Below are 22,399 nucleotides of genomic sequence, written 5' to 3' on the forward strand. Positions count from 1 at the left end.
GGGTGCGCTCCCGGGAGCGGAGGTGCGGCGGGGCGGACGGGCCATGGGCGGGTGCCTCCTCGATCGCGGCGGGGGAAGTGGAGCGGCCCCGGCGCCCGCACCGAGGTGCTGGGCTCCGGGGCCGGTCCGGCGTGCCGAGACTACGCGGAGAAGCGCGGGAAGGCGGAGCGACCCGCGTAGGTCGCCGCACCTCCCAGGATCTCCTCGATGCGCAGCAGCTGGTTGTACTTCGCGACGCGGTCCGAGCGGGCCGGGGCGCCGGTCTTGATCTGGCCGCCGTCCACCGCGACCGCGAGGTCGGCGATGGTGGTGTCCTCGGTCTCGCCGGAGCGGTGCGAGAGGATCGCGGTCATGCCGTTGCGCTGGGCGAGGGCCACGGCGTCGAGCGTCTCGGTGAGCGTGCCGATCTGGTTCACCTTGACCAGGATCGAGTTGCCGGCCTTCTCGGCGATGCCGCGGGCGAGGCGCACCGGGTTGGTGACGTACAGGTCGTCTCCGACGAGCTGCACCTTGTCGCCGATGGCCGCGGTGAGGTGGGTCCAGCCGGCCCAGTCGTCCTCGTCCAGCGGGTCCTCGATCGAGACCAGCGGGTAGTTGGCGACGAGGTCGGCGTAGTAGGAGGAGAGCTCCTCGGCCGAGAGCTTCTTGCCCTCGAACGTGTAGGCGCCGTCCTCGTAGAACTCCGAGGAGGCGACGTCGAGCGCGAGCCCGATGTCCTTGCCGGGGGTGAAGCCGGCGGCCTCGACGGCCTTGAGGATGAAGTCGAGCGCCTCGCGGTTGGTGGGCAGGTCGGGGGCGAAGCCGCCCTCGTCGCCGAGGCCGGTGGCGAAGCCGGCCTTCTTCAGCTGCGCCTTGAGCGCGTGGTAGATCTCGACGCCCCAGCGCAGGCCCTCGGAGAAGGACTCGGCGCCCAGCGGGACGGCCATGAACTCCTGGATGTCGACGCCGGTGTCGGCGTGCGCGCCTCCGTTGATGATGTTCATCAGCGGCACGGGCAGGGTGTGCGCGTTCGGGCCGCCGACGTAGCGGAACAGGTCGAGGTCCGACGACTGCGCGGCGGCCTTGGCCACGGCGAGGCTGACGCCGAGGATCGCGTTCGCGCCCAGGCGGGACTTGTTCTCGGTGCCGTCGAGCTCGATCAGCTCGGCGTCGACGAGGCGCTGGTCGGTGGCGTCGAAGCCCTCGATGGCCGGGCCGATCTCGTCGATGACGGCGTCGACGGCCTTCTGCACGCCCTTGCCGAGGTAGCGGTCGGAGTCGCCGTCGCGGAGCTCGTACGCCTCGAACGCGCCGGTGGAGGCGCCGGACGGGACGGCCGCTCGCGAGGACGCGCCGTCCTCGAGCAGGACCTCGACCTCGACCGTGGGGTTGCCACGGGAGTCCAGAATTTCTCGGGCGACGACTGCCTCGATAAGGGCCACAACTATCTCCTCTTGACGGGTGGGCTCCCGGAGACGGGAGCGGTCGGGAAGGAGTCTACTGACCGCCTCCGAAGCGCAGGAGACCGCAGCCGGTCGTAGACTCCCAGGGCCCGATCGCCGGACGGCCCGGGCGCACCCGCCGACCCGGAGGTTCCCCGTGACCACGACCGCCGCCGACCACGTCGACCGTCTCACCGCCGTCGTCCCGGACTTCCCGAGCCCGGGCATCCTGTTCCGCGACCTCACGCCGGTCTTCGGCGACGGCGAGGCCCTGCGGGCGGTGGCCGACGCGCTGATCGAGCCCTACCGCGGCCGGATCGACGCGATCGCGGGCGTGGAGGCGCGCGGCTTCCTGCTCGCCGCAGCGGCCGCCTACTCGGCCGGTCTCGGCGTCGTCACCATCCGCAAGCCCGGCAAGCTCCCGCGGGCCGTGCTGCGCGAGCAGGCGACCCTCGAGTACGGCGAGACGATGCTGGAGGTGCACGAGGACGCGGCGCCCCGCGGCTCGCGGCTGCTGCTGGTCGACGACGTGCTGGCGACCGGGGGCACGCTCGACGCGAGCCGCCGCCTGATCGAGCGCGCAGGGTGGAGCCTCGAGGGGATCGCGGTGGTCATGGAGCTCGACGGGCTCGGCGGCCGCGAGGTGCTGGCCGGCCACCGCGTCGACGCGATCGTCACCGTCTGACCGGGCCCCGTCGCTCCGCTCCCCCTGCCCTCCCCCTTCCCGCGAGACACCACCGGGGTATGCGACCCACCGTGCGAGCCGCACTCGAGTGGCGTCCCGCGGAAGGGGGAAGCGACGGGGTCAGGTGAGGGAGAGGGACATCCGGGAGAGGACGAAGGTCTCGAGCACCTGCACGAGCATGTAGAGCACGAGCGAGACGCCGGTCACGAGCACGACCGCCGACCAGACGTCCGCGAACCGGGCCTGGGTGGACCAGGCGTTGATCGCCCCGCCGATGCCCGCACCGGTGGAGAGCCACTCGGCGAGCAGCGCGCCCGTGATCGCTCCGGGCACCGAGATGCGGATCGCGGCGAAGAGCGAGGGCAGCGAGCCGGGGATGGCCACCTTGCGGATCGCGGTGAGAGTGCTGCCGCCGTAGACCGCGACCACGTCGAGCATCTGCGGGGAGGCGTTGTTGAGGCCGAAGGCGATCGTCACCAGCGCGGGGAACAGGACGACGATCCCGCCGATGACCGCGACCGAGGCGATCGAGCCGGTCCCGAAGACCAGGATGATCAGCGGCGCCATCGCGATCAGCGGCACCGAGCGCAGCAGCATCGCGAACGGCATCAGCGCGTGCTCGATGCCCTTCGACAGGCGGAACAGGATCGCGCCGAGGATCGCCACGACCAGGCCGGCCGCGAAGCCGATCAGTGCGTCGCCCATGGTCACGGCGAAGAGGCCGCCCAGCTCGGCGCGGTGCTCCGCGGCCTTCGCATCGGTCACCAGGTGCTGCCAGACGTCCCACGGGCCCTTGACCACGTAGGGCGAGACCCCGCTGAAGAGGACCACGCCGATCCAGATCGCCAGCACGATCACGATCGTCGACAGGGCGACGAGCAGGCTCTTGCGCAGGCTCTTGAGAGTCGCGCCGAGGGCGGCCGTGCGCAGCTGACGCCGCAGCTCGTCGACCGCGAGGATCGACGTGGCCGTGGACTGCTCCGTGCGGTCGGGGACGGTGGTCGTCATGGTCATGCCCGCTTTCCGGAGGACCAGGGCGCGATGAGGCGCCCGATCAGTCCGACGATGCCATAGCCGAGGAGCGCGACGCCCGCGCAGAGGAGGAAGAGCGCCCAGACGCGGGGCGAGTTCAGCGAGACCTGCGCCGCGACCAGGATCGGGCCCACGCCCGTCTCGATCTTGCCGAAGTACTCGCCGAGGATCGCGCCGAGGAAGGCCGCGGGCACCGCGATCTGCAGCGCCGACAGGATGTTGGGCAGCGCCGCGATCAGACGGACCTTGCGCAGCTGGGTGAACCGCGAGCCCCCGTAGACCGTGACGACGTCGAGCGCCGCCTTGTCGGCCGCCTTCAGCCCGAGCAGGCTGCCGACGACCGTGGTGAAGAACACCGAGAGGCCGGCCAGGAAGATCGCCGTCGCGCTCGCCTTCCCGGGAGCGTCCGCACCGCCGAGGATCAGCAGCACGATCGCTCCGATGGCGACGATCGGCACGCAGTAAGTGATGACCGCGAGCTGCGAGACGACCCCCTCCAGCCAGGGCAGGACCAGCACGAGCGCCGAGAGCACGAGCGCAAGGAGGTTGCCCCAGAAGTAGCCGACGGCCGCCTCGCCGATCGTGACGGAGAAGTTGCGCCAGTAGAAGCCGGCGCCGTCCTCCATCGCGGTCTGCACGACCTGCACGGGAGTGGGGACGGGCGCGTAGGTCGCGGCGCCGGTGGGCGCGGTGACGAGCGCCACGATCCACCAGACGGCGATGATCGCGGCGACGCCGATCAGCCCGGTGAGCCACGGAGGCAGGGACAGGGCGCGGCGCGGGGCCGCGGGGAGCGTGGTGGCCACGATGCCTCCTAGACGCGGTCGTCCGCGGCCGCGCCGCCGTCGCCGAACAGCAGCTCGGAGGCCTGGTCGACGTAGGCGTGGAACTCGGGGGTGCGCTGCATCTCGGGGGTGCGCGGGCGGGGCAGGTCGATGTCGATGATCTCCTTCACCCGTCCCGGGCGCGGGCTCATCACCGCGACGCGGTCCGAGAGGAAGATCGCCTCCGAGATGCCGTGCGTGACGAGGAGCGTCGTGGCGGGCTTCTCGGTCCAGATCCGCAGCAGCTCGAGGTTGAGCTTCTGCCGCGTCATGTCGTCGAGGGCGCCGAACGGCTCGTCGAGCAGCAGGACCTCGGGCTTGAGGATCAGGCACCGCGCGATCGACACGCGCTGGCGCATGCCGCCCGAGAGCTGGGCCGGCTTGGCCTTCTCGAAGCCGCGGAGGCCGACGAGGTCGATCAGCTCGTCGATGTAGGACTGGTCGACGCTCTTGCCCGCGATCTCGAACGGCAGGCGGATGTTCGCCATGACGCTGCGCCACGGCAGGAGCGCGTGGTCCTGGAAGGCGATGCCGAGCTTGTTGTCGCGGCGCAGCTCCTGGGGGGTGCGGCCGTCGACCCGGATGGAGCCGGACGTCGGCTCCTCCAGTCCCGCGAGGATGCGCAGGATGGTCGACTTGCCGCACCCCGACGGGCCGAGCAGGGCGAGGAAGCTGCCCTGGTCGGTGTGGAGGTCGGTGTCCTGCAGCGCCGCGACGCTGCGCGAGCCCATCCGGAACGTCTTCGACAGGCCGTGGATCTGGATGCCGGTGCCGCCGGCACCCTGGTCGCGCAGGGTGCCGGCGTCGGTCGTGTCGGTCACGAGTGGTGCCCTTCGTGGATCAGGATCAGGCCGCGTACTTCATCAGCTCGGGGTTCTCCTCGTAGACCTCGTCGAGGAGGGTCAGATCGAAGAGGTCCTCGGCCGTGACGTCGATCCCGGCGCCCGCGAGGGACGCGATGGTCTCGGACTGCAGCGTCTCGGAGATGGTGAAGAGGCCGTTCGAGACCGTCTCGTCCGAGACGACCAGTTCCTCGGCCTGGATGGTGGCGCCCTTCTTGGAGGACTCCTCGTTGAGGCCGAGGTCCTTGCCGTAGTTCTCGACGGCGAGCATCGCGCCCGCCTCCGGGTCGTTGACCGCGTCGGTCCAGCCCTTGATCTCGGCGACGAGGAACGCCTTCAGAGCGTCGCGCTTCTCGGCGATCGCCTGCTCCGACACCGAGAAGGTCTCGGCGACGAAGGGGAGGCCGTTGTCGGCGAAGGGCAGGTTGACGACCTCGTAGCCCTCGGCCGCGACCGTGATGGCCTCGTTCGTCAGGTAGGCGATGAAGCCGTCGACGGTGCCGTTGACGAGGACGGAGGGGTCGTACTCGACGGGGACGACCGTGAGGTCGGACTCGGAGAGGCCGTTCGCGGCGAGCAGCGCCTGGAACAGGGACGTGTTCGAGGCCTGGACGCCGATCTTCTTCCCGGCGAGGTCGGCCGGAGTGGCGATGTTGCCGGCGGTCTTGATCGAGAGGACCGTGAAGGGGTTCTTCTGGTAGGTCGCGCCGATGATCTTGAGCGGGGCCTCCTGCTGGGCGATCGCGGTGCCGATCGAGACGGCGTCGCTGAGCGCGACGTCCGCGCTGCCCGAGAGGAGCTCGGCCACGCCCGTCGAGGGGCCGGGGGTGAGCGTCACTCCTGCCAGGCCGGCCTCGGTGAAGTAGCCCTTCGAGTCGGCGAAGAACTCGCCCGCGAACTCCTCGTTCTTGATCCAGGAGAGCTGGACCTTGAGGGTGCCGAGGTCGCCGCCGTCCGCGGCGGACGCGCCGGAGGAGTCGGAGGCGCAGGAGGCGAGGACGGAGGCGCCGCCGATCGCGAGGCCGGCGACACCCGCCAGGCGGAGGAGGCTGCGGCGGTCGAAGGCCGGGAGGGAGCGGAGGGGCGACAGGGTCAAGGGGACTCCTCGGGTGGGGATCGTCAGGGCTGCTGCGGTGCGGTGCGCGGGGTCGCGACGGGGTGCCCGTGCAGGCGCGCCAAGCCGCGCCGATCGGGTGCCTCGACGCTATCCGGGGGAGATTTCTCGGGTGTGTCCGCAGATTTCGCGGGTATTAAGGCTCTCACGGATCCGACAAGGATCCGACCAGATCGACATGATCCCCTGACGGATCGGCTGAGACCCTGTTCAGGCCTCACAGGACGACCCCGGCCCCTCCCACGGGCGCGGCTCAGCGCAGGCGGCCGGCGTCGCTCACCCGGCGCCGCCGGCGCGGATCAGCCGAGGTCCTTGAAGGAGAGGTCGGCGGCGGAGGCGGCGTCCCGCGGGACGAGCGCGAAGCGGGTGAAGCCCGCGGCGGCCGCGCGGTCCAGCAGCGGGGTGAGGTTCTTCGCCCGGCGCTCGAGGCGCACGCGCGAGCCCCGGGCGATCAGCTCCTGCTTGAGCGCGAGCAGCATCTCGGGCGCCGCGTCGCGCTCGTGGACGAGGACGACGGCGTCGGGACGCTCGACGACGGCACCGCCGATCAGCTCGACGATCCGCTCGAAGCCGATCGAGAAGCCGCAGGCCGGCACGTCCTGACCGAGGAAGCGGCCGATCATCCCGTCGTACCGCCCGCCGCCGCCGACCGAGGAGCCCGAGGACGGGTGCGCGATCTCGAAGATCGTGCCGGTGTAGTAGCCCATGCCCCGCACGAGCGTCGGGTCGAAGCGGAGCGAGACGCCGGCGGGCAGCGAGCGCAGCGACCGGGCCAGCGTCTCGAGCGCGAGCACCGCCTCCGGGTCGATGCCCTCGGGCAGCACGTCGAGGATCGCGGACTGCTCGAGCGCCACTCCCCCGGCGGCGACCGCCTGCTCGATCCGCGCGAGGTAGCCCCCGAGGACCGCGGCCGCGTCCGGCCCGTCGGCCTCGAGCTCGGCGACGACCCCGGCGGCGCCGATCTTGTCGAGCTTGTCGATCGAGATCAGCGCCGGGCCGAAGCGCTCGGGGGCGAAGCCGCAGTGCTCGAGGATTCCGGTGAGGATGCGGCGGTCGTTGATCCGGATGGTGCAGTCCTCGAGGCCCAGGGCGTCGAGCGCCGCCGCGGTCGCCGTGATGAGCTCGACCTCGGCCAGCTGCCCGGGCTCGCCGATGATGTCGATGTCGCACTGCACGAACTGGCGGTACCGCCCCTTCTGCGGGCGCTCGGCGCGCCACACCGGCGCGATCTGCACCGAGCGGAAGACAGCCGGCAGCTCGGCGCGGTGCGAGGCGTAGAAGCGGGCGAGAGGCACCGTGAGGTCGAAGCGCAGGCCGAGGTCGGCGAGGGCGGACGCGTCGTCGACCGCCGCCAGGTCGTCGCGGGTGAGCCCTCGGCGCAGGACGCTGAAGGCGAGCTTCTCGTTGTCGCCGCCGAGCCCGGAGTGGAGGCGGTCGAAGTCCTCGACCACGGGCGTCTCGATCTCGTCGAACCCGTGGGAGGCGTACACGCGGCGGATGACGCCGAGCGCGTGCTCGCGCTTAGCCTTGTCGGCGGGGAGGAAGTCGCGCATGCCGCGGGGCGGGGTGATCGGGGAGGCCATGACGGCGATTCTCCCAGATCGGCCGGGGCGGGCCGGCGGACGCCTCAGTCCGCGCGCCGCTCCTGCTCCACCGCGCGGATCTCGTCCTGCAGGTCGCGCGTCACCGTGCGGAGCGCGCGCTCGGCGTCGAGCCCCTGGGCGCGGGCGGAGGCGACGATGGCCAGCAGCAGCGGGCCGAGGTCCTCCTCCGACTCGATGGGAAGCGGGCCCTGGCCGGCGTCCACGACGCCCAGCGAGGTCGCCTTGCCGATCACCTTGTCGGCCAGCGCGAGGGCGGGCATGCCCTGCGGGATCCCGTCGAGCACGCTCGTGCGGTGCGGCTTCTCGGTGCGCTTGAGCTCGTCCCACACCGCGATGACGTCGTCGGCCGTCTCGGCAGTGGCGTCGCCGAACACATGCGGGTGGCGGCCGATCATCTTGGCGTTCATGTGCGCCGCGACGTCCTCGATGGTGAAGGGCTCGGCGCTCTCGGCCGCCAGGTCGGCGTGGAAGAGAACCTGGTAGAGGACGTCGCCGAGCTCCTCGATCAGGTCGGCCCGGTCCCCCGCCTCGATCGCGTCGACGAGCTCGTGCGACTCCTCGATCAGGTAGCGCACGAGCGACTCGTGGGTCTGCTCGGCGTCCCACGGGCAACCGCCCGGGGCGCGGAGGACGTGGACGGTGCGGATGAGCTCGTCGAGCCGGGGATGCGCGGTCACCCCGCCATCCTCGCATCCGGTCCGGCCGCCGCCGCGGACATCCGGGCGGCGCGGGCGCCCGGGAGCCTCAGGCCCGCGCGAGACGCCGCCGCGCGACGAGGAGGCAGCCGCCGGCGACGAGCGGCACCGCGGCGAGGAGCCCGGGTGACGCCGCGACGGACACCGCGGTCGAGGCGCTGACGAGTGCACCCGCCAGGTTCCAGAGGACCACCGCGACTCCCGCGCCGTCCCCGATCGGGAGCGGCACCGGGCTGAGCAGCTGCGGCGGCAGCGGACCCCGGGTCGCGTCCATCGCCCGCGCGGCGACGGCGGCGACGGCGGTCGCGGCGGCCACCGGCACCGCCGCGCCCGGGAGCAGCAGCGAGGCGGCGAGGGCGCCGAGCACCGCGACTCCGACCGCGAGCACCAGAGGGAGCACGGCGTGCAGGAGGAGCAGCTCGAACGGACCGGGGGCGAGGAGCGCCGGCTGCCCCGCTGTCGCGGCGGCGTGGCGGAAGCCGTCGCTCCAGACGCCGGCGCCGAGGTAGGCGAGCACGCCCGCCGCGGCGGCCGGGAGTGCGAGGAGGGAGGACGGCACGACCGCGGCGAGCACGGCGGCGGCGCCGGCAACGGCCAGGGCGACGACCGCGACCGCTGAGCGGCCGGGAGTGCGCAGCGCGCCGATCGCGTCGCGCACCGGCACCGCGAGGGCGAACGGGGAGAGGCGGACCGCTCGGAGCCCCCGCCCGATCGCCGGGAGGGCGCGGTACCCGTCGAGCGACTCGGCGAGGTCGCCCGTCGCTCCGAGCCGGGCGGTCGCCGACCACTGCCGGGCCTGGGCGAGGAGGCGAGGCCCGCGCGCGGCGTCGAGCAGCCGGGGCGCCGCGGCCAGGAGGACCGCGGCCGACGCGAGCAGCACGGTCGCGGCGCGCACCTCCTCCGCTCCGCTCACGGCTGAGGCGAGGAGGCCGCCCGGCGTGGGCGCACCGGGCAGGAGGGCCCCGAGGACCGCGAGGGAGGCGAGGAGGCCCGCCGCGAGCGCGGGGAGGCGCGGGGGGAGGCACTGACCGGCGAGCCAGGCGACGGCGAGGAGGCCGGCGAACGCGGCGCCGCCGGCGACGGCCGCGAGGAGCGGCGCGGAGGCGGCGAGGGCGAGGAGCGACGCGACGGCGGAGCAGCCCGCCACGAGACCGGCCGACGCCCGGACCACGGGTCGGCGGAGCACCGACCAGCGGCGCAGATCGGTCGCGAGCAGCACGGCCGTGGTGTGCGGCTCGCCCACCGCGGGTCCGCGCACCCGGCCCAGGAGCACGGCGGCGGGCAGGGCGAGACCCGCGGCGAGGGCGATCAGCGGCTCCGGCGCGGCTCCCGCCTCGGCGGCGAGGAGCGCGAGGGCCCGGGCGACGGGGAGGACGACGACGAGGACGGTCATCGCGGCGAGGTAGCCCGCGTAGGCGCGCGGACTCGGCGGAGCCGCGGCGCGGTGCCGGTGCAGAGCCCGCACCTCGGCGACGCGAGCCCTCTCCGCGCGCGTCACGCCCGCTCCAGCTCGACGACCCGCGCGCCCAGACCCTGGATCAGCACAGGGCTGTGGGTCGCGACGACGAGTGCCCGGGACGCGGCTGCGCGCCGCAGGACTTCCGCCACCAGCGGCACCCGCTCGACGTCGAGCCGCTGCTCCGGCTCGTCGAGCAGCAGCACCGCCGAGGGCCGGGCCAGCACGAGCGCGAGGGAGAACAGCTGCGTCTGCCCGGAGGAGAGCTCGTGCGGGAAGCGGCGGGCGAGCGGAGCGAGCGCGAGCGCGTCGAGACCAGCCGCGGCCTCGCGGCGGGCGTCGGCGACCGGCGCGCCCCACGAGACGGCCACCATCGCGAGGTGCTCCTCGAGGGTCAGGTCCCGCTCGAAGGGAGGGGTGCCGATCAGGGCGGCGACGGCGCGGCGGTGGGCGGCGGACCGCTCCTCCGGGGCGCGCCCGGCCACCGCCACGACTCCCTCGCTCGGAGCGGTGAGGCCGGCGATCACCCGCAGGAGCGTGGTCTTGCCGGTGCCGTTGCGGCCCGTCACCGCGACGCGCTCCCCCGCCTCCACCTCGAGCGAGCACGGCGCGAGCAACTCGACGCCCGAGGCGCGGACCGCGACCCCGCGGACGGCGACCAGCGGGCCGGCGAGCGGCTCCGGCTCGCGGGGACGTCGGGCGGCGAGGAGCGGCATGCCCTCCATCCTGCCAGCGGGCCCTCCCGCAGCGGCGACGGCCGCCGGAGCGGAGCGGCGCTCCACCGGGGAGCGCCGCCCCGAGGACCTCAGACGGTGACCGGCTCCGGGAACAGCGAGTCCAGGAGCGACGCCACCCACTGGATGAGCGCCCGGTCGCCGAGCGGGACGCCGTCGAGCACGGGCATCGGCACGACGACCGCGTCGGCCTGCTGCAGGTACTTCGCGGTCGGGTACATCCGGCGCAGGCGCACCTGGATCGAGTCGGGCAGGTGAGCGGGAGCCACGCGGACGTTCGAGCCCATCGCGACCACGTCGCTGAGGCCCGCCTTCTGCGCGCGCATGCGCAGCCTCGACACCAGGATGAGGTTCTCGACCGCCTCGGGCAGCTCGCCGTAGCGGTCGGTCAGCTCCTCGACCACGAGGTCGATGCTCCCCTCCTTCGCCGTCGGCGACGACGCGGCCGACAGCTTCTGGTACGCCTCCAGGCGCAGCCGCTCGCTGTCGACGTACTCCTCCGGGATGCGCGCGTCGACGGGCAGCTCGAGCCGCAGCTCGGTCTGCCCCTCGGCGACCTCGCCGCGGAAGGTGTCGACGGCCTCGCCGATCATCCGCAGGTAGAGGTCGAAGCCCACGCCCTGGATGTGCCCGGACTGCTCGCCGCCGAGGAGGTTGCCCGCACCGCGGATCTCGAGGTCCTTCAGCGCGATCTGCATGCCGCCGCCGAGGTCCGAGTTGGCGGCCAGCGTCTGCAGCCGGTCGTGCGCGGTCTCGCTCAGCGGCTTCGTCTCGTCGTAGAGGAGGTAGGCGTAGGCGCGCTCGCGGCCGCGGCCGACCCGCCCGCGCAGCTGGTGCAGCTGCGAGAGACCGTACTTGTCGGCGCGGTCGACGATCAGCGTGTTGGCGTTCGGGATGTCGAGGCCGGTCTCGACGATCGTCGTCGACACCAGGACGTCGAACTTGCGCTCCCAGAAGTCGACGATGATCCGCTCGAGCTGCGACTCGCTGAGCTTGCCGTGCGCGACCGCGATCCGCGCCTCGGGAACCAGCTCGGCGAGCTGCGAGGCGACGCGGTTGATCGTCGAGACGCGGTTGTGCACGAAGAACACCTGGCCCTCGCGCAGGAGCTCCCGGCGGATCGCGGCCGACACCTGCTTCTCGGAGTAGGGGCCGACGAAGGTGAGGATCGGGTGGCGCTCCTCCGGCGGGGTCGCGAGGGTCGACATCTCGCGGATGCCGGTCACCGCCATCTCGAGCGTCCGCGGGATGGGCGTGGCGCTCATCGAGAGGATGTCGACGTTCTTCTTCAGCGCCTTGAGCTTGTCCTTGTGCTCGACGCCGAAGCGCTGCTCCTCGTCGATCACGAGCAGGCCGAGGTCCTTGAAGACGATGTTGTCGCTGAGGAGCCGGTGGGTCGCGATGACCATGTCGACGGTGCCGTCGGCCAGGCCCTCGATCGTCTCCTTCGACTCCTTCGCGCTCTGGAACCGGCTGAGCGCCCGCAGGTGGACGGGGAAGCCGGCGAAGCGCTCCTGGAACGTCTCGAGGTGCTGGCGGACGAGCAGCGTGGTCGGCACGAGCATCGCGACCTGCTTCCCGTCCTGGATCGCCTTGAACGCGGCGCGCACGGCGACCTCGGTCTTGCCGAAGCCGACGTCGCCCGAGAGCAGGCGGTCCATCGGGATCGGCCGCTCCATGTCGGCCTTGACCTCGTCGATGACGGTGAGCTGGTCGGGGGTCTCGGCGAACGGGAACGCCTCCTCCAGCTCGCGCTGCCAGGGGGTGTCCGGCGGGAACGCGTGCCCGCGGGAGGCCATCCGGGCGGAGTACAGCTTCACGAGCTCGACCGCGATGTCGCGGACCGCGCGGCGGGCCTTGCTCTTGGCCTGCGCCCAGTCGCTCCCGCCCATCTTGCTCAGCGCCGGAGCCTCGCCGCCGACGTAGCGGGAGAGCAGGTCGAGCTGGTCCGTGGGGACGAGCAGCTTGTCGCCGGGGAAGCCGCGCTTGCTGGGGGCGTACTCGAGCACCAGGTACTCGCGGCGCGTCTTGATCGCGTTGCGGCCCCCGCTGGAGACCTCGCGCTGCGAGAGCTCCACGAACCGGCCGATGCCGTGGGTGGCGTGCACCACGAAGTCGCCGGGGGTGAGCTGCAGCGGGTCGACGACGTTCTTGCGGCGCGACGCGAGCTTCTTCACCGCGCGGGAGTCGTAGCCGACGGTGCGGCCGTAGAACTCCGTGTCGGTGAGCAGGGCGAGCTTCGCCTCCTCCACCTCGAAGCCGTGGTCGACGGAGGCCTGGACCACGTAGGCCAGGCCCGTCTCGAGCCCAGCGGGGAGGTCGGCGACGATGCGGGCGGCGACCTCGTGCTCGGCGAGGACCTGGTCGGTGCGCTCGACCGTGCCGGTGCCGGGCGCGGTCAGGACCACGGTCCAGCCGTCGGCCAGGCGCGCGCGGACATGGGCGAGGGCGCCCTCGACGCTCGCCCCGAATCCGGGGACCGGCTCGCCCTCGACGCGGACGGCGAGGATCTCGTCGATCCCGAGCTCCTCCGGCAGCACCTCGGCCTCGCCCGCGGCGGGGCCCTGGCGGAACGTGCTCATCGTCCACCAGGGGTGGTCGGGAGCGTCGGCGCCCGGGGCGCTGAGCTTCACGGAGTCGCGGAGCGCGCCGAGCGAGATGAACTCGCCCGAGGCGAGGTCGATGGGGGCCTCGGCGCCGGCGGTCGCCGCGCTCCAGGCCGCCTGCAGGAACTCGCGGTTCGTCTCGGCGAGGCTGATCGCCCGCGTCGCCACGCGCTCGGGGGCGAGGACCGCGACGGCCGCCCCCTCGGGCAGGTAGTGCGAGATCGGGACCAGCCGCTCGAGCAGCGCGGGGGCGAGCGACTCCATCCCCTCGACCGGGATGCCCTCGGCGATCTTCGCGAGCATCGCCGACAGGCTCGGGAACTCGTGCAGCATCTCGCGGGCCCGCTGCCGCACCGCCGGCACCAGCAGCAGCTCGCGGCTCGGCGGGAGGACCACCGAGTCGGCCTCGCCCGGGAGCGAGCGCTGATCGGCCACGGAGAAGCCGCGGATGGAGTCGACCTCGTCGCCGAAGAAGTCCACTCGGCTCGGATGCTCGGCCACCGCCGGGAAGACGTCGAGGATGCCGCCGCGCACGGCGAACTCGCCGCGGCGCGTGACCATGTCGACCCGAGCGTAGGCCAGGTCGACCAGCTCGGAGGAGATGCGGCCGAGGTCGTAGCCGCGGGCGCCCTTCACGAGTCGGATCGGCTCGATGTCGGCGAGGTTGTCGGCGACCGGCTGCAGCGCCGCGCGCACGGAGGCGACCACCACGAGGGGCCGCTCGCCCGACCACTGCTTCATCCGCCGCAGCGCGTCCAGGCGCCGCCCCACGATCTCGGCGCTCGGGCTGAGGCGCTCGTGCGGCAGCGTCTCCCAGGCCGGGAACTCGACGACGTCCGCGTCCGGCAGCATGCAGCCGAGGGAGGCGCGCACGTTCTCGGAGTCGCGGCCCGTGGCCGTGACCACCAGCGCCGCCTGCGGGCGTCCCGCCTCCGCGCGCCTCTCGATCAGCCCCGCGAGCAGGGGGACCCGGAGGCCGTCGGCCACCGAGAAGTCGGCGTCCCGCACCGCGTACGCGAGAGCATCGTCGAACGTGGAGGCGCGCGACAGCGCCGAGATGATCTCGTTGAGGGGCACGGATCCAGTTTACGGCCGCCCCGCGGTCCGACCGCCGAGGGAACCCCGAACCGTCGAGGGAGCCCGGCGCTGCGGTCTCCCTCGCCGTCCGGGGTGCCCTCGGTGGAGGGCGGGTCAGGCGCTGGTGTGGAACTTCAGCTGGGCGGCGGAGAGGCCGGAGTCGGCGATGAGCTCGACGGCGTCGGCGGCGTCCGAGACCAGGATCGGGAGCGCCTCGCGCTCCGGGCCGGCGAAGTCCTTCAGCACGAAGTCGGCGGCCTGCTGGCGGCCCGGCGGGCGGCCGATGCCGACCCGCACGCGCAGGAACTCGGCTCCTCCGGTCGCCGCGAGGATGTCGCGGATGCCGTTGTGCCCCCCGTGACCGCCGCCCTGCTTGAGGCGCAGGGTGTCGAAGGGGATGTCGAGCTCGTCGTGCACGACGATCAGGTGCGCCGGGTCGACCGAGTAGAAGTCGAGCAGCTGCGCCGTCGGCCCGCCGGAGAGGTTCATGAAGCTGTTGGGCTTGCCCAGCACGAGCTTCGGCCCGCCCGGGCGGAGGAAGCCCTCGGCGACCACGGCGTTGGCGCGGTTGTGCCGGCGGAACGAGCCGCCGATCCGCGTCGCAAGCTCGTCGAGCACCATCTGACCGACGTTGTGCCGGTTGCGCGCGTACTGCGCGCCCGGGTTGCCCAGTCCGACGACCAGCCAGGTGTCACCCATGTCGTTCCTCTTCCTCGGGGGCGGCGGAGGGACTCCCCCGCCGGACGCGGAACGGGCCCGCCGCGGCTGCGAGCGGGCCCGTTCCCGGGGTGGTGCGGACTACTCCGCGGTCTCGGCGACGACGTCGCCCGAGGCCGGGGTCTCGTCGTCCTCGCCCAGGTCCTGCTCGACCTCGGCGGTGACGTTGACGATGAGGATCTCGGCGTCGGTGACCAGCGTGGCGCCCTCGGGGAGCGTGACGTCGGCGGCGGTGATCTGCGTGCCGGCCTCGAGGCCCTCGACGGAGACGACGATGTTCTGCGGGATGCGCGTGGCGTCGACCTCGAGCGAGAGGGTGTTCGACTCGATCGAGACGAGGGTGCCGGGAGCGGCGTCGCCCTCGACGTGCACGGGGATGTCCACCTCGACCTTCTCGCCCTTGTTGATGACGACGAGGTCGATGTGCTCGATGATCTGGCGCACCGGGTCGCGCTGGATGTCCTTCACCAGCGTCGTCTGCGCGGCGCCCTCGATGTCGAGCTCGAGGATCGCGTTCGCCTTGCGGGTGAGCAGGAGCACCTGGTGGCCCGGGAGGGTGAGGTGCTGGGGCTCGGTGCCGTGACCGTAGAGGACCGCGGGGATCTTGTCCTGCGCGCGGATCTTGCGGGCGGCGCCCTTGCCGAACGAGGTGCGGACCTCGACGACGACCTTGTTGGTCAGTTCAGCCATGATGTTCTCCTTGGGCGGCGCGCACGCCACCGGATCGGGTCGTGGCCTGCGGCCACGGACGGTTTGTCGACTCGAACGCATGTCAGCGTGAGGAGAAGTCCGTGGCGCCCCGTGGGGGCCTCGCCTGCTTCCACCGCGTCGATCACGGATGCACGTGCATCCCTCGCCGAAGTTCAGCTGCCGATCCTACCCGGCATCGCGGCCGCCCGCCAGCAGGCGGTCGCGCCGCCGGACTCGGAGCCGGACGTCCAGGCGGACCGCCTACCGTGCGGGTATGACGAGCGACGACTTCGGCTCCTACGTCGAGAAGAACGGCTTCCACCGCGACACGAACTACATCCCGACGCGGATCACCGCCGACGGCCGCGACGGGTACCCGGTGGAGGCCGGGCGCTACCGCCTCGTGGTCTCCCGCGCCTGCCCGTGGGCGAACCGCGCCGTGATCGTGCGGCGCCTGCTCGGTCTCGAGGACGCCCTCTCGATGGGCATCTGCGGGCCCACGCACGACAAGCGCAGCTGGACCTTCGACCTCGATCCGGGCGGGGTCGACCCGGTGCTGGGCATCCCCCGCCTCCAGGACGCGTTCTTCGCCCGCTTCCCCGACTACCCGCGCGGGATCACCGTCCCGGCCCTCGTGGACATCCCGAGCGGCCAGGTCGTCACGAACGACTACCCGGTGATGACGCTCGACTTCTCCACCGAGTGGACCGCGTTCCACCGCGACGGCGCCCCCGACCTCTACCCCGAGGAGCACCGCGAGGAGATCGACGAGATCGCCGAGCTGGTCTTCCACGACGTGAACAACGGCGTCTACAAGTGCGGCTTCGCCGGGTCGCAGCGCTCCTACGACCGGGCCTACGACCGCCTCTGGGCGCGGCTGGACTGGCTGGAGGAGCGGCTGAGCACCCGCCGCTACCTGGTCGGCGACACCATCACCGAGGCGGACGTGCGGCTCTTCACGACGCTCGCCCGCTTCGACGCCGTCTACTACAGCCACTTCAAGGCCAACCGGAACCTGCTGTCGGCGATGCCCGCGCTCTGGGGCTACGCCCGGGATCTGTTCGCCACTCCGGGGTTCGGCGACACGATCGACTTCACCCACATCAAGTCGCACTACTACGAGGTGCAGCGGGACATCAATCCGACCGGCGTCGTCCCCAAGGGCCCGGACCTCTCCGGCTGGCTCGTCCCCTCGCGCCGCGAGGAGCTCGGCGGCCGCCCGTTCGGCGACGGCACTCCCCCGCCGCCGCCGATCCCGTCGGAGCGCGTCCCCCTCGGCCACGGCGCCTGACCGGTTCCGGTCGCGGTCGTCGCGGCGCGCGCAAGACCGTGCGCGCGCCGCACGACCGATGTGCAGCCGGGAGACGGCTCGGACCCGGGCTCCCCGGAGCGACCCGGGGCTAGCCTGGGCTCGCCCCTGAACGCGAACGTCGAGGAGAACCGTGTCTGACAAGCCCACCGCCACAGCCAACATCGGAGTCGTCGGTCTGGCGGTGATGGGCTCGAACCTCGCCCGCAACCTCGCCAGCCGCGAGGGCAACACGGTCGCGGTGTTCAACCGCTCCTACGGCCGCACCGAGACCCTCATCACGGAGCACCCGGAGGCGGGCTTCGTCGCGTCCGAGACCATCGAGGACTTCGCCGCCTCGCTCGCCACCCCGCGCACCGCGATCATCATGGTCCAGGCCGGCCGCGGCACCGACGCCGTGATCGAGCAGCTGACGAAGGTCTTCGAGCCCGGCGACATCATCGTCGACGGCGGCAACGCGCTCTTCACCGACACCATCCGCCGCGAGAAGGCCGTCCGCGAGACCGGCATCCACTTCGTCGGCACCGGCATCTCCGGCGGCGAGGAGGGCGCGCTCAAGGGCCCGTCGATCATGCCCGGCGGCTCGGTCGAGTCCTACAGGACCCTCGGCCCGATCCTCTCGTCGATCGCCGCGGTCGCCGAGGGCGAGCCCTGCGTCACCCACATCGGCACCGACGGCGCCGGCCACTTCGTCAAGATGATCCACAACGGCATCGAGTACGCCGACATGCAGCTCATCGCCGAGGCGTACGACCTGCTCCGCACCGTCGGGGGACACGAGCCCGCCGCCATCGCCGAGGTCTTCGACGCCTGGAACAAGGGCGACCTCGAGTCGTACCTCATCGAGATCACCGCCGAGGTGCTCCGCCAGGTCGACGCCGACACCGGCAACCCCTTCATCGACGTCGTCCTCGACCAGGCCGGCTCGAAGGGCACCGGCGTCTGGACCGTGCAGAACGCGCTCGACCTCGGCGTCCCCGTCGGCGGCATCGCCGAGGCCGTCTTCGCCCGCGCCGTGTCCTCCCACCCCGAGCAGCGCGAGGCCGTGCAGGCCCGCGTCACCTCGCGCCCGACCCCGGTCGAGAAGTACGAGGGCTTCGAGGACGACGTGCGCGCCGCGCTCTACGCCTCCAAGGTCGTCGCCTACTCGCAGGGCTTCGACGCGATCATCGCCGGGGCCGAGAAGTACGGCTGGGAGATCGACAAGGGCGCGGTCGCCAAGATCTGGCGCGCGGGCTGCATCATCCGCGCCCAGTTCCTCAACCGCATCGTCGACGCCTACGACGAGAACGCCGGCATCACGACCCTTCTCGAGGACCCGTACTTCGCCGAGGCCGTCGCGAACGGCGAGGCCGCCTGGCGCCGCATCGTCTCGACCGCCGCGCTCTCGGGCGTGCCGATCCCCGGCTTCGGCGCCGCGCTGTCGTACTACGACTCGCTCGCCTCCAAGCGCCTCCCGGCCGCTCTCGTGCAGGGCCAGCGCGACTTCTTCGGAGCGCACACCTACAAGCGCGTCGACAGGGAGGGCACCTTCCACACGCTGTGGTCGGGTGACCGCACCGAGGTCGAGCAGGACCCCTCCACGCACTGACCTGCGTCGCACGAGGAAGGCGCCCCCGCCCGCAGGATCCACGGATCCTCGGGCGGGGGCGCCTTCCTCGTTGCGGAGAGAGCTCCCCTGTCGTCAGCGGAGCCGGGCGGTGGCGTCCGGCTCCCCGAGCGGGCGCTCGACGCCCGGGCCGGCTGACCCCTCAGGTCCGGAACGCCCGCGCGATCAGGAGCGCCGCCAGGAGCACCGCTGCGGCGGCCGCCGTGGCCGCCGGGAGGGCGAGCAGGAGCAGCAGCGAGACCGCGGCCGACGCGAGGGCGGGCCCGCTCGCCCCGGCCGCTCCGTGTTCGAGGCGCCGCACGATGGTCGCCACCAGCAGAGCGGCCACGGCGAAGGCGAGCAGCGCGTCGGCGTCGAGGATCACGACCGCGAGCACGGCGACCAGGCAGAGGACGAGCTGGGCCGCCGCCGGCACGCCGGTCCTGCGGTTCCTGGTGGCGAGCACTGCCGGGATCTCCCCCGCGCCGGCGAGACGGACGAGGGCGCGCGCATCCCTCCTCCCGAGGTCGAGGAGCGCGAGCAGGACCGCGATCACCGCGGCGGCCCCGACGAGCCCGGACGCGGGCGTGCCCCGGGTGACAGCGCTCAGGGGGGTCTCCGAGGACGCGAGGACCTCGGGACCGGCCGCCAGGAGCAGACCGGTGCCGAGCGCGGCGGCGGCCGCCGTGGCGATCCCGATGCGCAGCAGGGCGGGGCGGAGAGCCGTCACCGCGCCGGAGCGGGAGGTCGGCAGGAGGATCAGGAGCAGGGCCGCGGCGGTGCCGGCTCCCAGCGGCCCTCCGTTGCGCAGCGGGTCGAGCGGCGCGGGGTCCGGAGGGGACACCAGCACGATCACGGCGGCGGCGGCCAGCAGGACGACGACCGCACCGACGAGGAGCAGGACCGGGCGAGCGGGGAGGCGCCCGCCGCGCAGACCGAAGAGCGCGACGGCCACGAGCAGCAGGACGGCCAGGGGCCGGGCCGCTCCCCCGAGGACCGACTGGGCCGCGGTCAGGGCCAGCGCGGCCGAGGCGAAGGCGCGCCCGACGATCCCGAGCCACTCGGAGGAGGGGCCGTCGTGGACGGTGCGCCCGGCATCGGCGACGGCGCTCAGGGCCGCGGCGGCCGCAGCGACGGCGAGCCCGAGGAGCAGCCACCAGCCCGCCGCGGCGGCGGCCGGCGACCAGACCAGGAAGACCGCCGCCAGGGCGAGGGTCGCATCCGAACGCTGGGGCACGGCCTCACCCTAGGCGGTGGAGCCGGGGCGGGACCCGGGTGCGCTCTGCAGGGCGCACCCGGGGCGCGGGGTCCTACGCGTCGCCGTCGAACATCGACGTCACGGAGCCGTCGTCGAAGACCTCGTGGATGGCGCGGGCCAGCAGCGGAGCGATGGGCAGGATCGTCAGGCGGTCCCAGGTCTTCTCCGGCGGCAGCGGCAGGGTGTCGGTGACGACGACCGAGTCGATGAATTCCGAGCTCAGGAGCTCGACCGCCGGGTCCGAGAAGACGGCGTGGGTGGCCGCGACGACCACGCCGATCGCGCCCGCCTTCTTCAGCGCCTCGGCCGCCTTCGCGATGGTGCGCCCGGTGTCGATGAGGTCGTCGACGAGGAGGCAGACGCGGCCCTTCACCTCGCCGACGATCTCGTGGACGGAGACCTGGTTGGCGACCTTCGGGTCGCGGCGCTTGTGGATGATCGCCAGCGGGACGCCGAGCTTGTCGCTCCAGATGTCGGCGACGCGGACGCGGCCCATGTCGGGCGAGACGATGGTGAGGGTCGAGGGGTCGAGCTTCTCGCGGAAGTGCTCGAGCAGCACCGGCATCGCGAAGAGGTGGTCGACGGGGCCGTCGAAGAAGCCCTGGATCTGCGCCGCGTGCAGGTCGACCGACATGATCCGATCGGCTCCCGCCGCCTTGAAGAGGTCCGCGACGAGGCGGGCCGAGATCGGCTCGCGGCCGCGGCCCTTCTTGTCCTGGCGCGCGTAGGGGTAGAAGGGGGCGACCACGGTGATCCGCTTGGCGGAGGCGCGCTTGAGCGCGTCGACCATGATCAGCTGCTCCATCAGCCACTCGTTGATCGGGGACGTGTGCGACTGGAGGACGAACACGTCGCCTCCGCGGACCGACTCGCCGTAGCGGACGTAGAGCTCGCCGTTGGCGAAGGTGCGCCCCTCGGTCGTGACGAGCTCGGTCCCGAGCTCGGCGGCGACCGCTTCCGCCAGTGCCGGATGCGCCCTCCCCGAGACGAGGACCAGGCTCTTCTTGTTGCTGGCGGTGATGCCGGTCACTGTGCTCCGCTTCCTCCGGTGGGCGCCTGGTCGGATCCGGTGGGATCCGACGCCAGGGCCGCCTCGGCGGCGTCGGCCGCTGCGGTGCCCGGACGGTGGGTCTGCACCCACCCGGCCATGTTGCGCTGCGGAGCGACGGTGATCCCGAGGGCTCCGGCGGGGATGTCCTTGCGGATGACCGTGCCGGCGCCCGTGTACGCTCCGTCACCGATTCTAACGGGGGCGACGAAGACGTTGTGCGACCCCGCACGCACGTGCGAGCCCACCACGGAGGACGCCTTGCTCACCCCGTCGTAGTTGGCGAAGATCGAGCCGGCGCCGATGTTCGACTCCTCGCCGATGACCGCGTCGCCGACGTAGGAGAGGTGCGGGACCTTCGATCCCTCGCCGATCACGGCGTTCTTGGTCTCGACGTAGGTGCCGATCTTGCCGCGGGCGCCGAGCACGGTGCCGGGGCGGAGGAACGAGAACGGGCCGACCTGGGCCTTCGCGCCGATCACGGCGAGCGTCGCGTCGGAGCGCTTCACGACCGCGTCCTCGCCGACCTCGCAGGAGTCGAGCGTGGTGTCCGGGCCGATGACCGCGCCGGTGGCGATGACGGTCGGGCCCTTGATCTGCGTGCCCGGGAGGATCTCGACGTCCGGGGCGAGGACCGCGTCCACGTCGATCCAGGTGGTCGCCGGGTCCTGGATCGTGACGCCCTCGAGCTGCCAGCGGCGCACGATGCGCGCGTTGAGCTCGAGCGCCGCGTCGGCGAGCTGGGCGCGGTCGTTGATCCCGGCCACGAGCCAGCGGTCCTGCACGGGGACGGCCTCGATCGCGCGGCCGGCGGCCTTGAGCGCGGCGGCGGCGTCGGTGAGGTACTTCTCCCGCTGAGCGTTCTCGGTGCCGATCGCGCCGATGACCGAGCGGAGCGCGGCGGCGTCGAAGGCGTAGACGCCGGCGTTGATCTCGGTGAGGTCGAGCTCGTCGGGGCTGGCGTCCTTCTGCTCCACGATGGAGGCGAAGGCTCCGTCGGCGCCGCGGACGATCCGGCCGAAGCCGGTCGGGTCCTCGAGCACGCAGGAGAGCATGGTGAGCGCGTTCGCCGCGGCGAGGTGCTCGTCGAGCAGGCGGCGGAGGGTCGGCGCGTCCAGCAGCGGGACGTCGGCGCTCAGCACGACGACCGTGCCGGCGAAGGACTCCGGGAGCGCCGCGAGGCCCTGCTCGACCGCGCGGCCGGTGCCGGGCGTCTCGTCCTGGTCCACCACCAGCGCGGAGGGCGTGTGCTCGAGGACGGCCTCGGCGACCCGGTCGCGCTCGTGGCGCACCACGGTGACGACGTGCGCCGCGTCGAGCGAGGCGGCCGTGTCGAGCACGTGCCCGAGCAGCGGCCTCCCGGCGAGGCGGTGCAGGACCTTCGGGGTGCGGGACTTCATGCGGGTGCCCTGGCCTGCCGCCAGGATCACGACGGCGAGCGTGCTGTCTGCCATGTTCTTCGCGTTCTCCTCCGTGAGCGCACCGTCCTGGTGCCGCTCCGCCACCAGGATTCGAACCTGGACCGGACAGCTCCAAAGGCTGCCGTGCTGCCGTTACACCATGGCGGACCGCGCGATCGCGCGCCGTCCATCCTGCCATCCCCGGACCCAGGCGTCGACGATCCCGTCGACCTCGTCATTCGCACTCACCCGTCCATTGTGGCGGCTGGGCGGCTCGGGGGACGCCGGGAGGCGGACGG

18 protein-coding genes and 1 tRNA gene are annotated in these 22,399 nt (G+C 72.8%); 3 read left to right on the forward strand and 16 right to left on the reverse strand.

From position 1 onward, the window contains the following. Positions 1 to 140: 140 nt before the first annotated feature. On the reverse strand, positions 141 to 1,421 hold the full coding sequence (eno, locus tag C5B98_RS15750) for a phosphopyruvate hydratase (protein ID WP_104222361.1): 1,281 nt from the start codon (positions 1,419 to 1,421) through the stop codon (positions 141 to 143). Positions 1,422 to 1,578: 157 nt separating this feature from the next. On the opposite strand from eno, the gene C5B98_RS15755 reads away from it, so the two are divergent. After that, complete coding sequence (locus C5B98_RS15755; protein ID WP_104222360.1) at positions 1,579 to 2,106, forward strand: adenine phosphoribosyltransferase; 528 nt, start codon at positions 1,579 to 1,581, stop codon at positions 2,104 to 2,106. 120 nt (positions 2,107 to 2,226) lie between these two features. Here C5B98_RS15755 and C5B98_RS15760 read toward each other — a convergent pair whose 3' ends face one another. From C5B98_RS15760 to C5B98_RS15810, 11 genes are all read right to left on the reverse strand, one after another. Further along, a complete protein-coding gene (locus C5B98_RS15760) occupies positions 2,227 to 3,120 on the reverse strand; it encodes an ABC transporter permease (RefSeq protein WP_104328077.1) in 894 nt (297 codons plus the stop codon). Continuing rightward, positions 3,117 to 3,944 (reverse strand): ABC transporter permease, encoded by an 828-nt coding sequence (locus C5B98_RS15765; protein ID WP_258062147.1) that lies wholly within the window; start codon positions 3,942 to 3,944, stop codon positions 3,117 to 3,119. The genes C5B98_RS15760 and C5B98_RS15765 overlap by 4 nt, the downstream gene beginning before the upstream one ends. An 8-nt stretch (positions 3,945 to 3,952) precedes the next feature. After that, positions 3,953 to 4,693, reverse strand: coding sequence for an ABC transporter ATP-binding protein (locus tag C5B98_RS15770; RefSeq protein WP_104222373.1), 741 nt, complete (start codon positions 4,691 to 4,693; stop codon positions 3,953 to 3,955). 115 nt (positions 4,694 to 4,808) lie between these two features. Continuing rightward, positions 4,809 to 5,900 (reverse strand): ABC transporter substrate-binding protein, encoded by a 1,092-nt coding sequence (locus tag C5B98_RS15775; RefSeq protein WP_258059873.1) that lies wholly within the window; start codon positions 5,898 to 5,900, stop codon positions 4,809 to 4,811. 317 nt (positions 5,901 to 6,217) lie between these two features. Beyond that, positions 6,218 to 7,501: a histidine--tRNA ligase gene (gene hisS / locus C5B98_RS15780; protein ID WP_104328078.1), complete on the reverse strand. Its 1,284-nt coding sequence runs from the start codon at positions 7,499 to 7,501 to the stop codon at positions 6,218 to 6,220. A 44-nt stretch (positions 7,502 to 7,545) separates the two neighbouring features. Continuing rightward, positions 7,546 to 8,199, reverse strand: a complete 654-nt coding sequence (locus tag C5B98_RS15785) for a MazG family protein (protein WP_104328079.1) — start codon at positions 8,197 to 8,199, stop codon at positions 7,546 to 7,548. Between the two features lie 67 nt (positions 8,200 to 8,266). After that, positions 8,267 to 9,715 (reverse strand): hypothetical protein, encoded by a 1,449-nt coding sequence (locus C5B98_RS15790; protein WP_104328080.1) that lies wholly within the window; start codon positions 9,713 to 9,715, stop codon positions 8,267 to 8,269. Beyond that, positions 9,712 to 10,389, reverse strand: a complete 678-nt coding sequence (locus C5B98_RS15795) for an ATP-binding cassette domain-containing protein (protein ID WP_104274329.1) — start codon at positions 10,387 to 10,389, stop codon at positions 9,712 to 9,714. The genes C5B98_RS15790 and C5B98_RS15795 overlap by 4 nt, the downstream gene beginning before the upstream one ends. 89 nt (positions 10,390 to 10,478) lie before the next feature. Continuing rightward, entirely contained in the window at positions 10,479 to 14,090 is a 3,612-nt protein-coding gene (gene mfd / locus C5B98_RS15800; protein WP_104248107.1) for a transcription-repair coupling factor, read from the reverse strand. 114 nt (positions 14,091 to 14,204) lie between these two features. Continuing rightward, on the reverse strand, positions 14,205 to 14,789 hold the full coding sequence (gene pth / locus C5B98_RS15805; protein WP_104233681.1) for an aminoacyl-tRNA hydrolase: 585 nt from the start codon (positions 14,787 to 14,789) through the stop codon (positions 14,205 to 14,207). Between the two features lie 99 nt (positions 14,790 to 14,888). Then, a complete protein-coding gene (locus tag C5B98_RS15810) occupies positions 14,889 to 15,497 on the reverse strand; it encodes a 50S ribosomal protein L25/general stress protein Ctc (RefSeq protein WP_104233682.1) in 609 nt (202 codons plus the stop codon). Between the two features lie 274 nt (positions 15,498 to 15,771). On the opposite strand from C5B98_RS15810, the gene C5B98_RS15815 reads away from it, so the two are divergent. Then, positions 15,772 to 16,788 (forward strand): glutathione S-transferase family protein, encoded by a 1,017-nt coding sequence (locus C5B98_RS15815; RefSeq protein WP_104226929.1) that lies wholly within the window; start codon positions 15,772 to 15,774, stop codon positions 16,786 to 16,788. 151 nt (positions 16,789 to 16,939) lie between these two features. Continuing rightward, positions 16,940 to 18,397, forward strand: coding sequence for an NADP-dependent phosphogluconate dehydrogenase (gndA, locus tag C5B98_RS15820; RefSeq protein WP_104226928.1), 1,458 nt, complete (start codon positions 16,940 to 16,942; stop codon positions 18,395 to 18,397). Between the two features lie 160 nt (positions 18,398 to 18,557). On the opposite strand, the gene C5B98_RS15825 is transcribed toward gndA, so the two are convergent. The 4 genes from C5B98_RS15825 to C5B98_RS15840 all read right to left on the reverse strand — a co-directional run bounded on the left by C5B98_RS15825 (position 18,558) and on the right by C5B98_RS15840 (position 22,268). Then, positions 18,558 to 19,631 carry a hypothetical protein gene (locus C5B98_RS15825; protein ID WP_104328081.1) on the reverse strand — a complete coding sequence of 358 codons (1,074 nt, stop codon included), beginning with the start codon at positions 19,629 to 19,631 and terminating at the stop codon, positions 18,558 to 18,560. Positions 19,632 to 19,704: 73 nt separating this feature from the next. After that, positions 19,705 to 20,682 (reverse strand): ribose-phosphate diphosphokinase, encoded by a 978-nt coding sequence (locus tag C5B98_RS15830; RefSeq protein WP_104222342.1) that lies wholly within the window; start codon positions 20,680 to 20,682, stop codon positions 19,705 to 19,707. Beyond that, positions 20,679 to 22,154 carry a bifunctional UDP-N-acetylglucosamine diphosphorylase/glucosamine-1-phosphate N-acetyltransferase GlmU gene (gene glmU, locus C5B98_RS15835; protein ID WP_104222372.1) on the reverse strand — a complete coding sequence of 492 codons (1,476 nt, stop codon included), beginning with the start codon at positions 22,152 to 22,154 and terminating at the stop codon, positions 20,679 to 20,681. The genes C5B98_RS15830 and glmU overlap by 4 nt, the downstream gene beginning before the upstream one ends. 42 nt (positions 22,155 to 22,196) lie before the next feature. Then, positions 22,197 to 22,268 (reverse strand) — tRNA-Gln (locus C5B98_RS15840). Positions 22,269 to 22,399 lie beyond the last annotated feature (131 nt).

Source organism: Rathayibacter sp. AY1A5 (genome assembly GCF_002930875.1).
Taxonomy (GTDB): domain Bacteria; phylum Actinomycetota; class Actinomycetes; order Actinomycetales; family Microbacteriaceae; genus Rathayibacter.